This is a genomic window from Sphingomonas sp. (assembly GCF_048594985.1).
Lineage (GTDB): Bacteria > Pseudomonadota > Alphaproteobacteria > Sphingomonadales > Sphingomonadaceae > Sphingomonas_I.
In genome coordinates, this window is record NZ_JBMDXG010000100.1 from 1 (window position 1) to 11,239 (window position 11,239).

The 11,239-nt window shown below is 68.6% G+C and carries 11 protein-coding genes; 6 read left to right on the forward strand and 5 right to left on the reverse strand.

Annotation, left to right across the window (positions count from 1 at the left end):
* On the forward strand, positions 1-195 hold a 195-nt coding region (locus ACOJSF_RS03725), incomplete at its 5' end, for a hypothetical protein (protein WP_420140881.1).
* A gap of 8 nt (positions 196-203) precedes the next feature.
* On the opposite strand, the gene ACOJSF_RS03730 is transcribed toward ACOJSF_RS03725, so the two are convergent.
* Genes ACOJSF_RS03730 through purM form a run of 3 tightly spaced genes read right to left on the reverse strand, consistent with a single transcriptional unit; the run spans position 204 to position 2,550 of the window.
* Positions 204-833 (reverse strand): hypothetical protein, encoded by a 630-nt coding sequence (locus ACOJSF_RS03730; protein ID WP_420140882.1) that lies wholly within the window; start codon positions 831-833, stop codon positions 204-206.
* 9 nt (positions 834-842) lie between these two features.
* Positions 843-1,469: a phosphoribosylglycinamide formyltransferase gene (gene purN / locus ACOJSF_RS03735; protein WP_420140883.1), complete on the reverse strand. Its 627-nt coding sequence runs from the start codon at positions 1,467-1,469 to the stop codon at positions 843-845.
* The gene (gene purM / locus ACOJSF_RS03740) at positions 1,459-2,550 is read right to left on the reverse strand and encodes a phosphoribosylformylglycinamidine cyclo-ligase (protein ID WP_420140884.1); all 1,092 of its coding nucleotides are present in this window, start codon (positions 2,548-2,550) and stop codon (positions 1,459-1,461) included. The genes purN and purM overlap by 11 nt, the downstream gene beginning before the upstream one ends.
* A 64-nt stretch (positions 2,551-2,614) precedes the next feature.
* Here purM and ACOJSF_RS03745 point away from each other — a divergent pair, with 64 nt between their 5' ends.
* From ACOJSF_RS03745 to ACOJSF_RS03760, 4 genes are read left to right on the forward strand one after another with little or no spacing between them, the layout of a single operon-like run.
* Entirely contained in the window at positions 2,615-3,817 is a 1,203-nt protein-coding gene (locus ACOJSF_RS03745) for a heavy-metal-associated domain-containing protein (protein WP_420140885.1), read from the forward strand.
* Positions 3,814-4,434, forward strand: a complete 621-nt coding sequence (locus tag ACOJSF_RS03750; RefSeq protein ID WP_420140886.1) for an HdaA/DnaA family protein — start codon at positions 3,814-3,816, stop codon at positions 4,432-4,434. Before ACOJSF_RS03745 ends, ACOJSF_RS03750 begins: the two co-directional genes overlap by 4 nt.
* 10 nt (positions 4,435-4,444) lie before the next feature.
* On the forward strand, positions 4,445-6,610 hold the full coding sequence (locus tag ACOJSF_RS03755) for an RNA degradosome polyphosphate kinase (RefSeq protein ID WP_420140887.1): 2,166 nt from the start codon (positions 4,445-4,447) through the stop codon (positions 6,608-6,610).
* A 53-nt stretch (positions 6,611-6,663) separates the two neighbouring features.
* Positions 6,664-8,157, forward strand: a complete 1,494-nt coding sequence (locus ACOJSF_RS03760; protein ID WP_420140888.1) for a Ppx/GppA family phosphatase — start codon at positions 6,664-6,666, stop codon at positions 8,155-8,157.
* A 3-nt stretch (positions 8,158-8,160) separates the two neighbouring features.
* On the opposite strand, the gene ACOJSF_RS03765 is transcribed toward ACOJSF_RS03760, so the two are convergent.
* Complete coding sequence (locus tag ACOJSF_RS03765) at positions 8,161-8,994, reverse strand: oxidoreductase (protein ID WP_420140889.1); 834 nt, start codon at positions 8,992-8,994, stop codon at positions 8,161-8,163.
* Positions 8,995-9,106: 112 nt separating this feature from the next.
* On the opposite strand from ACOJSF_RS03765, the gene ACOJSF_RS03770 reads away from it, so the two are divergent.
* A complete protein-coding gene (locus ACOJSF_RS03770) occupies positions 9,107-10,000 on the forward strand; it encodes a LysR family transcriptional regulator (protein WP_420140890.1) in 894 nt (297 codons plus the stop codon).
* Here ACOJSF_RS03770 and rnd read toward each other — a convergent pair.
* A complete protein-coding gene (gene rnd / locus ACOJSF_RS03775) occupies positions 9,993-11,159 on the reverse strand; it encodes a ribonuclease D (RefSeq protein ID WP_420140891.1) in 1,167 nt (388 codons plus the stop codon). The genes ACOJSF_RS03770 and rnd overlap by 8 nt on opposite strands.
* Between the last annotated feature and the right edge of the window lie 80 nt (positions 11,160-11,239).

The window sequence follows — 11,239 nt, forward strand, 5'->3', positions numbered from 1 at the left end:
CTGCCATGGATCGCTATCGAGGACCCGCATCGTCGATTCCGCGAAGGAGTGGGCGGCGTGCCGTGGGATTATGAGCAGCGCGAACGTCTCGCGCCCGGGCGCGCGCTCATGTTTCCGGGCTGGCTGCGCCATGTGGTGACGGAGCCGGCGCTGCGGATCGACCTGTGGCCGTTATTGCCGGCGGAGAGGCCGTAAGGCGGCGCCTAGCGCTGCTTCAGGCTCGACTGCCAGAGGGCATCGACGCGCTTTTGGCCCGTTTCTACCGTCTTCGCCGTTCCGGCGCGCGCGAGGCCGCGCAGGATGATGCTCGTGCCGCCGATCAGGCCATGGTCGGTGGCATAGCCCACTTCGTAGATGGTCCGGTCGACCAAGGGTTCGCCGTCCGCGACGTAGCGCGTCTCGATCAGGATGGGCAGGCGCGAATCGCCCGGGCCATCCTTGATCCCGGCCGCGCGGCGCGCGTCGACCAACGCCTCGTCGAACCAGCCGCGCTCGATTCGCGCGTCGCCGCTCGTTTCGGCGGGCTTCAGGCCGAGCGCGCCAGGAAAATAGACTGTCTGGCTCTGGATCGCCTGTGATTCGGCGCGGGGCACGAGTGACAGCCGCCGCCCGTTCTTGTCGGGCGTGGCAGCGAGCAAAAGGGTGGTTGCGCGCCGTTGCGACTGCGCGGCCTCGGCGGCCTTTTCGGCCTCGCCATGCGTCCGCTCGCTCCAGCTGTTCCAGAAGGTCAGCGCCGAGATCGTCACCGCCACGATCGCCACGGTCTCGCCCAGCGACAGCCAGCGGCGTCGCACGCGGGCGGTTTCAGCGCGATCCTGCGGCGTTTCGCTCATGCGTGGTCCTCACTCCTGCCCGGGCGTAATGATGGCGGCGGGCGGCTGAACGGCGTCTGTCCGCCGGATCAGCGCCGCCAGCGCCGCCGGGTACAGCCGGTGCTCCTCGACGAGCACGCGGTTCGCGAGCGTCGCCGAGTCGTCGCCGGGAAGGATCGGCACCTCCGCCTGGGCGAGGATCGGGCCATCGTCCAGTTCCGCCGTGACGAGATGGACGGTGCAGCCGTGCCGCGTCTCCCCGGCGTCAAGCGCGCGCTGATGCGTGTCGAGCCCCTTGTAAGCGGGGAGAAGCGAAGGATGGATGTTGACCATCCGCCCGGCCCAGCGGTCGACGAACCCGGGCGAGAGCAGGCGCATATAGCCTGCCAACGCCACATACTCGATTCGGGCGTCGCGGAGCGCGCCGTCGACCAGCAGGTCGAATTCGGCGCGCTTCACGCCCTTGTGGCTGAGCGCAAAGGTCGGAATGCCGCGGTCGGCCGCATAAGCGAGCCCCGGCGCATCGGGGACATTCGAGATGACGATCGCGACCTCATAGGGACAGTCCTCGCGCCCCGCCGCATCGATCAGCGCCGCCATGTTCGAGCCGCGACCCGAAATGAGGATGCCGACGCGCGCCTTTCGGTCAGCCGGCATGCGTCGCGGACCAATCGGCCTTCGCGCTCCACGTGCCGTGCGCGCCACGCACCGTGCAGCCGCGCTCGCCCGCGTCGATCCTGCCGATCGGCACCACCCGCTCGCCGGCGGCCACCAGCGCGGCGGTCAACTCATCCGCCGCCTCGGGCCGCACCACCACGACCATGCCGATGCCGCAGTTGAAGGTGCGCGCCATCTCGTCGGGTTCGATCGCGCCCTGCGCCTGGAGGAACGCCATGATGCGCGGCTGTTCCCACGCATCCGCGTCTACCGTGGCATGAAGGCCGTCGGGCAGGACGCGCGGAATATTCTCGAGCAGGCCACCGCCGGTGATGTGCGCCAGCGCGCAGATCTTTCCGCCACGCACCAGCGGTAGCAGCGAGCGGACGTAGATGCGCGTGGGCTCCATCAGCCAGTCGATCAGCAGGCGATCCTGATCGAACAGAGCGGGGCGATCGAGCTTCCAGCCCTTGTCGGCGGCGAGCCGACGAACCAGCGAATAGCCGTTCGAGTGGAGGCCCGACGAGGCGAGCCCGAGCAGCAGGTCGCCCGCCTCTACGCCCTGCCCAGTCAGGGCGTGCGCCCGTTCGACCGCACCGACCGCAAAGCCGGCGAGATCGTAATCGCCGGCGGCGTACATGCCCGGCATTTCGGCGGTCTCGCCGCCGATCAGCGCGCAACCCGCAACGCGGCAGCCATAAGCGATGCCCGCGATCACCTGCTGCGCGACGCCCGCGTCGAGCTTTCCCGTGGCGAAATAGTCGAGGAAGAAGAGCGGCTCGGCGCCCTGCACGATCAGGTCGTTGACGCACATCGCGACCAGATCGATCCCGACCGTGTCATGGCGCCCGCTTTCGATCGCGAGCTTGAGCTTGGTGCCGACGCCGTCATTGGCAGCAACGAGCAGCGGGTCGTCATAACCTGCCGCCTTCAAATCGAAGAAGCCGCCGAAGCCGCCGATTTCGGCATCGGCGCCGGGCCGGCGGGTCGACCGCACCAACGGCTTGATCGCGTTGACCAGCGCGTTGCCGGCCGCGATCGAGACGCCTGCCTGCGCGTAGCTATATGGGGTGTCGCTCATTCTGCTTCGAGCGACTATCCATATCGCGCTTGGAAATCCATCGGCCTTTCGCCACAAGGCGCGCGTGTCGCCTGCCCGCCGCTTTACCCTGATCGCCGGATCGGTCGTGACGCTCGCGCTCGGCGGGCTCGCGGTCGCACAGCTCGAGGGGAGCGATCGCGGCGTCCCGCCGATCGACAGTTCGGCCAATTACGAGGTCGGCGGCGTCAAGGTCGACGTGTCGGGCCGCACCGCCGATCAGGCGCGCAGCTTCGGCTGGCGGCTGGCGCAGCGCCGCGCGTGGCGGCAATTGTGGGCGCGGGTAAATAATGCCTCGCCCGACGCCGCGCCCAACCCGGGCGATGCGGTGCTCGACGGCATGGTCTCGGGCATCGAGATCGAGAATGAGGAGATCGGCCCCACCCGCTACATCGCGACGCTGGCGGTGCTGTTCGATCGCGCGCGCTCGGCGCGCCTGCTCGGGGTGCAGGGGGCGGACATCCGCTCGGCGCCGACCTTGGTGATCCCGGTGATGTGGTCGGGCGGCGTGCCGCAAAGCTTCGAGCATCGCACGCCATGGCAAAAAGCGTGGGCGCGCTTCCGTTCGGGCGGCAGCGCGATCGATTATGTCCGGCCGGTCGGCACCGGGCTCGACCCGCTGCTCCTGAATGCGGCGCAGGCGGGGCGGCCGGGGCGGGGCGCCTGGCGCGCGATCCTCGACCAATATGGCGCGGCCGACGTGGTCATCCCGACGGTGCAGTTGTCGCGGCAATATCCGGGCGGCCCGGTACGCGGGCGGTTCGCGGCGATCCACGGTCCCGACGCGGTGGTGATCGCGCGGTTCGACCTCACCGCACCCAATGGCGACGCGCTGCCCCGCATGCTGGACGAGGGCGTGCGGCGGGTCGACCTTATTTATTCAGACGCGCTCCGCACCGGCCGGCTGCGGTCCGATCCGTCGCTGGTCGTCCTGCCCGCCGAACTGCCGGATCTGCCCGAAGAGGCGGCGGTCGAGGGCGAATCGGCGGCGGCGCTGCCCGGCGCAGCCTCCACCTTCCTGGTTCAGGTCGAGACGCCCGACGATCCCGCGCTGATGCAGGTTCAGGCCGGGCTGCGCGCGCTGCCGGGCGTCCAGGGCGTGACCGTCGACAGCTTCGCGCTCGGCGGCGTGTCGGTGATGCGGGTCGCGTTCAGCGGCAGTCCGGACGATTTCCGCACCGCGCTCGGCACCGCCGGCTACGCGGTCGAGGATACGGGCGGGGGCCTGCGTCTCCGGCGGCGGCAGTGAGTCAGATCGCGCTGCCGCTCGACTGGCCGGCCGGCGCGCAGGAAAGCGACTATCTCGTCTCCGCCGCCAACCGGCCGGTCGTCCGCCATTTCGAACATTGGTCGCTGTGGCCGGTCATGGCCACGATCCTGGTCGGGCCGCGCAAGTCGGGGCGCTCGCTGCTGGGCCGCATCTTCGCCGCCAAGGCGGGCGGCGAACTGATCGACGATGCCGAGCAGGCCGACGAGGAGCGTGTCTTCCACGCCTGGAACCGCGCGCAGGAACACCGCCGTCCGCTCATTCTCATCGCGGATCGCCCACCGCCCTTGTGGTCACCCGTGCTGCCCGACCTGCGCTCGCGCGTAGCGGCCAGCCCGGTCGTCCGGATCGAGGAGCCGGACGACGATCTCGTGGGGCAATTGCTGGAGAAGCTGTGCCATGATCGCGGCCTCGCCGCGCCGCCGGAGCTGATCCGCTATCTCGTGCCCCGGATCGAGCGATCCTATCTGGGCGTGCATCGCGTGATCGAGGCGCTGGACGAGCTGGCCTATCAGAAGCGCCAGCGGCTGACGGTGCCCTTGGCGCGCCATGCGCTCCAGGCGCTGGATATCATCGACGAGTCACGGATCGGCGCGTAAGCTCCGCCGGATGGACCAGCCCAACGCGTCGCCGACCCATGACGAGGAGATCGTCGAAAGCAATGTCGACCGGATTGCCCCCGGCGACCGCTATTTCAACCGCGAACAATCGTGGATCGCGTTCAACGAACGCGTGCTGGACGAGGCGTGCAATCCGGCGCACCCTCTCCTCGAACGGCTGCGTTTCCTGTCGATCTCGGGCAGCAATCTCGACGAATTCTTCATGGTGCGCGTGGCCGCGCTCAAGGGGCAGCAGCTTCAGGGGATCGAGGATCGCTCGCCCGACGGCCTGACGCCCACGCAGCAGCTGAGCGCCATCGCCGCGCGCGCCGACCATCTGACCGACGTGCAGCAGAAGGTGTGGCTGACGCTGCGCGCGCAGCTCGCCGAAAACGGGATCCGCGTCCTCGACCGCCGCGATGTCGGCGATGTGGGGGAGTGGGCGGAGAATTATTTCCGCGAGCAGATCTTTCCGGTGCTGACGCCGCAGGCGCTCGACCCCTCGCATCCGTTTCCGTTCGTACCGAACAAGGGCTTCACCCTGCTGTTCGACTTGCGGCGCAAATCGGATGGCGAGCCGACGCGCGAGCTCGTCATGGTGCCGGCCACGCTCAAGCGGTTCATCCGCCTGCCGGGCACGCAAGCCCGCTACGTCACGATAGAGACTTTGATCCGGCGTTTCACCGACATTCTGTTCCCCGGTTACGACGTGCTGGGCGACGGCGCGTTCCGCGTGATCCGCGACAGCGATATCGAGGTGGAGGAAGAGGCCGAGGATCTGGTCCTCTACTTCAAATCCGCGATCAAGCGGCGCCGGCGCGGGCGCATCATCAGGCTGGAGCCGCGCCCCGACATGCCCGCCGCGATCGACGAGATCATCAAGGATGAGATCGGCGGATCGGAGGACGTGATCGTCGACACGCAGGAGCTGCTGGGCGTCGCCGACCTCGCCGAACTGGTGGACGAGGACCGCCCCGATCTCAAATTCCCCCCGTTCACGCCGCGCTTTCCCGAGCGGATCCGCGAATTCGGGGGAGATTGCTTCGCCGCGATCCGTGCCAAGGACATCGTCGTCCACCACCCCTACGAGACGTTCGACGTGGTGCTGGCCTTTCTGCGCCAGGCGGTGGCGGATCCCGACGTCGTCGCGATCAAGCAGACGCTCTATCGCGCGGGCAAGCAGTCGGCGGTGATCCGCGCGCTGATCGACGCGGCGGAGGCTGGCAAGTCGGTCACAGCCGTGGTCGAGCTGAAGGCGCGATTCGACGAGGAGCAGAACATCAACTGGGCCGCGCAGCTCGAGCGCGCGGGCGTGCAGGTGGTCTACGGCTTCATCGACTGGAAAACGCACGCCAAGGTATCGATGGTGGTGCGGCGCGAGGGCGAAGCATACCGCACCTACTGCCACTTCGGGACCGGCAATTACCACCCGATCACGGCGCGCATCTACACCGACCTGAGCTTTTTCACCGCTGATCCGCGCGCCGGGCGCGACGCCGCGCAGCTGTTCAACTACGTTACCGGCTACGTCGAGCCGGCAGGGCTGGAGATGCTCACGCTCTCGCCGCTCGGGCTACGCGACGCGCTGAGCGACCGGATCGATGCGGAAATCGACCATGCCCGCGCCGGCCGACCGGCGGCGATCTGGGCCAAGCTCAACAGCCTGGTCGATCCGAAACTGATCGAAAAATTGTACCGCGCGAGCGCGGCGGGGGTGCAGATCGACCTGATCGTGCGCGGTATCTGCTGCCTGCGGCCGGGGGTCGAGGGCCTGTCGGAGAATATCCGGGTCAAGTCGATCGTCGGGCGCTTTCTCGAACATAGCCGCGTGATGGCGTTCGGCAACGGCGACCGGCTGCCCAATCCGAATGCGAAGGTGTTCATTTCGTCCGCCGACTGGATGCCGCGCAATTTCGACCGGCGCGTGGAGTTCCTGATGCCGATCGAAAACCCCACCGTTCACGCCCAGATCCTCGACCAGGTCATGGTCGCCAACCTGATCGATGATGAGCAGAGCTGGCGACTGTTGCCCGATGGGCGGTATGAGCGGATCGCGCCGGGACGGCGGCCGTTCAACCTCCATCGCTACTTCATGACCAATCCCTCGCTGTCGGGCCGTGGCGCGGCGCTCAAGCGATCGGGCTCGGTGCCGACGCTCACGCTCAAGCGCGACTGACGCGCGTGACGGGGCTTGGTCGGCCAGCGGCTTGACGTTACAGGTCGATCGGCATGCGGCTCGCACCATTCCAGAAGCGCGAGGCGCTGCCCGCGACCGGTCCCGTCGGGATCATCGACATCGGCTCCAATTCGATCCGGCTCGTCATCTACGAAGGCGAGGGGCGGATCCCGTCGATTCTGTTCAACGAGAAGATCCTCGCCGGGCTGGGCCAGGGGCTGGGCAAGACCGGCCTGCTCGATCCGCAGGCGGTTGACCGCACGCTCGTCGCGCTCGCCCGGTTCAAGCGGCTGGCGGAGGATATGGGGGTCGCGCGGCTCGGCACGGTGGCGACCGCCGCGGTGCGCGATGCCGCCAATGGTCCCAATTTCATCGACCGCCTTGCCGCGATCGGCCTGCCGGTCGAATTGCTGCCCGGCACGGCCGAGGCCGCGATGGCCGGGCTGGGCGTAGTTGCGGCGATACCCGAGGCGGACGGCATCGTCGGCGACCTCGGCGGCGGCAGCCTGGAGCTGGTCCGCGTCCGGGACGGCACGGTCGGGGAGGGCGTGTCCGTGCCCTTCGGCGTCCTGCGCGTCGCCGCGATGAAGCTGGCGGGTGCGCGCGCGGTGGATCGCGCGCTCGACGCGGCGCTCGATGCGGCGGGCTGGCGCGAGACGGCGGCCGGCAAGCCGTTCTACATGGTCGGGGGATCGTGGCGCGCGCTCGCGCGGCTCCACATGACGCTGACCGAATATCCGCTGCCGATCGTCCACAATTATCTGATGGCGCCGAGCGAGGCGCAGCGGCTCGTTCGCGCGCTGGCTCAGCTCGATCCCAAGCGGATCAAGGGCATTTCCGGCATCTCGTCGTCGCGCATTCCCGCGCTCAGCCACGCCGCATTGCTGCTGGCGGGACTGGTGCGGCGGCTCCAGCCGGGAATGCTGGTGGTCTCGGCCTATGGCCTGCGCGAGGGTCTCCTTCACCGGAGCCTTTCGCCCGAGGTCCGCGCGCTCGATCCGCTGATCGAGGCAACACGCGAGGAAGGCGCCCGTCAGGGGCGCTTTCCGGAGCATGGCGACCTGCTCGATCGATGGATCGCGCCGCTCTTCGCCGATGAGGCGCCCGTGCTGGCGCGGCTGCGGCATGCGGCGTGCCTGCTGGCCGACGTGGGCTGGCGGGCGCATCCTGAATTCCGCGCCGAGCGGGGGCTCGACGTGGCATTGCACGGCAACTGGGTGGCGATCGACGCGGCCGGCCGGGCGATGGTGGGGCAGGCCCTGTTCACGCATTTTGGCGGGACCGGTGTGCCGCCCGTCATCAACCGCCTGATCGGATATGACGCCGCCACGCAGGCGATGCGCTGGGGCTATGCGATGCGGCTGGGCCAGCGGCTGTCGGGCGGCGTGCCCGGGCCGCTGGAGAGCAGCCGTCTGTCGTTTCAGGAGGGCCGCGTCGTGCTGCGCCTGAAGGGCGATGACGCGGCGCTCTATGGCGAGGCGGTCGAACGCCGCCATCGCCTGCTCGCCGCGTCGCTCGGCGGCATGGCCGAGGTGGTGACGGGCTGACCGTCAGGCGTTGTCGGGGAAGTCGGTGCCGCGCGTCACCTCCTCCCACCGGTCGATCTCCTCGATGACCGTATCCAGCCTCGCCCGGGCGCGGCGAAGCGCGTCGGAGCCCAACAGCAGGTTCAGCGGCGGGTCGGCATCGTCAACGAGCTTCAGGATCGCGTCGGCGGCGCGCGCCGGGTCGCCCAACTGCTTGCCCGCCATCGCGTCGAACGCGGCCGAGGCCTTGCCGACGCTGTCGCCATAATCGGCGCTTTCGGGCGCGCTCTTGCGGATCGAAGTAGGGGCGAGGAAGTCGGTTCGAAAGGCGCCGGGCGCGACCGCCGTAACCCTGATGCCGGCCGGCGCAACCTCCTGCGCCAGACTGGCGGACAGGCCCTCAAGCGCAAACTTCGCGGCGGCATAGAGGCCCGACGCGGGGCCGGGCGCCCGCCCGGCGATCGAGGTGATGTTGACGATATGGCCGCTCCGCCGTGCGCGCAGGTGCGGCAAGGCGGCACGGATGACGCGGAACGGCGCGAAGACGTCGACCGCGAACAGCTGTGCGACCTCTTCGTCGGTCGCCGTCTCGACCGCGCCGAGCAGGCCGTAACCCGCATTGTTGACCACGACGTCGATCGCACCGCCTGCCGCCGCAAACGCCTCTTCGACGGCAGGCGCAATCGCGTCGGCATCCGTCAGATCGAGCTGCAGCAGGGTGAGCTTGTCGGTCGGCGCAGTGAATTCCGGCGTACCCGAGCGCACCGTACCGATGACGGTGTCGCCGCGCGCGAGCGCGGCGTCGGCCAGCGCGCGGCCGAGTCCGCGTGAAACGCCGGTGATGAGCCATGTCTTCATCTCAAGTCTCCTTGGCGCTCGATGTGGCATGATCGGCCGGCAAGAAAATGCCCGTTGGGATGACAAGACTGTTTAGCAGCGGTTAAATATCGGCATGGACCCAATTCCTGCCGTGACCGAGTTCGCGCAGCTTCGCGCCTTCCTGACAGTCGGCGAACTGCTCAGCTTCAGCCGCGCGGCCGAGCGGCTGGGCGTCTCTCCATCCGCGCTGAGCCAGGCGGTGCGCGCGCTGGAGGAGAGAGCGGGCATCCGCCTGCTGAACCGCACCACGCGCAGCGTCTCCTTGACGGAAGCCGGCGAGCGACTGCTTCGCCAGGCTAAGCCCGCCGCCGAGGACATCGGCGCGGCGATCGCCGCCTTGCGCCGCAAGGGAGGCGAACCGGCGGGGGTGGTGCGTATCCATGCCTTCCGCTCGGTCGCCGATCGCCACATCCTCCCGATGCTCACGGAGTTTGAGCGGAATTATCCCAATATCGTGCTGGATATCACGCTGGACGATGCCGTCGTGGACATGGTGGCGGGCGGGTTCGACATCGCGATCCGGATCGGCGAGGTGGTCGAGCGCGACATGGTGGCGGTGGCGCTGGGGCCGGAGCTGCGGCAGGTTGCGGTCGCCGCGCCCGCTTACCTCGCGCGCCACGGAACGCCGGGCCACCCGCGCGAACTGACCGCGCATCGCTGTATCCGCTGGCGCTGGCCGGGACAGGATCATCCCTATCGCTGGGAGTTTAACGAGGATGGCCGCTGGTTCGAAGTGGCGGTCGAGGGCGGGTTGATCGTGAACGACAAGGCGTTGTCGGCCCGCGCGGCGGCCGAGGGCGTCGGGATCGCCTTCCATACCGAAGAATGGGTCGCGCCCTATGTCGCCGACGGCCGGCTCGTCCGCCTGCTGGAGCGCTGGTCGGCGCCATTCCCCGGCATGTATCTTTGCTATCCGCAGCAGCGTCAGATGTCGCCGGCGGTGCGCGCCGTCATCACCGCGTTGCGGGCGACGGCGGTCAGCTGATCTCGTTCATCACCATCTTGCCGCCTCTCACACTGAAGGCCAGCCGTCCTTCGATCAGCGCACAGGCGTCCTTACCGAACACGTCGTAACGCCACCCCTGCAGGATCTGCAGGCCATCGCGCTGCCCTGCGGCCAGCGCGTCGATCTCGTCAGTGCGCGCGATCAGGCGCGGCGCGACGTCGGCCTCCTTCGACCGCACCTTGAGCAGCAATTTGAGCAGATCGGCGACCAGCGCCCCGTCCTTGCCCAGACCCGGCCGGCGGTCGTCGCGCGACGGCAGTTCGGCATCGGTCAGCGGTGTCGCGCCCTCCAGGGCGCCCATCAGCCGCGCGCCGATCTCGTTGCCGGCCCAGCTTGCCGCGAGCCCGCGCACCTTGGCGAGATCGCTTTGCGAGCGCGGCGGGTGGGCGGCGATGTCCGCCAGCGTCTCGTCCTTGACCAGCCGGCCGCGCGGCAAATTCTTGCGCCGCGCCTCGCGCTCGCGGAAGGCGGCAATGGCCTTGAGCCGGCCGAGCACGTCGGCCTTGCGGCTCGACACCTTGATCCGCTGCCAGGCGAGATCGGGGTCGTTGACGTAATTGGCGGGGTCCGCGATCCGCTCCATCTCGTCGTCGAGCCACGCGCCGCGCCCCGTCTTGCGCAGCTTTTCGAGCATGCGCGGGAAGATCTTCACCAGATGCGTGACGTCGCCGATCGCATAATCGATCTGGCGCTTGTCGAGCGGACGGCGGCTCCAGTCCGTGAAGCGCGCGCCCTTGTCGAGCTTCACCCCGGTCATGCTCTCCACCAGGTTGGAATAACCCACCTGCTCGCCCATCCCGAGCGCCATCGCCGCGATCTGCGTGTCGAACAGCGGGTGGGGAGTTCGCTGGGTGAGGTTGTGGACGATTTCGAGATCCTGCCCGCCGGCATGGACGACCTTCAACACGTCCTCGTTGTCGACCAGCAGGTCGAGCAGGGGGGTGAGGTCAATGTCCGGCGCGAGCGGATCGATCGCGGCGGCCTCGTTGGTGTCCGCGATCTGCACCAGGCAGAGCTCGGGCCAATAGGTGTTTTCGCGCATGAATTCGGTGTCGACCGCGACGAACGGACTTTGGGCGAGCCGCTCGCACAGAGCGGTCAGCGTGGCGGTATCGGTGATAAGCGGATGGATGTGCATGCTGGGAGCCGGCCATAGCGAGACGTGAGCGGGTTGACAAAGAGGGACGCGGATTCAATGCGCGACGCTCATCCGGCCGT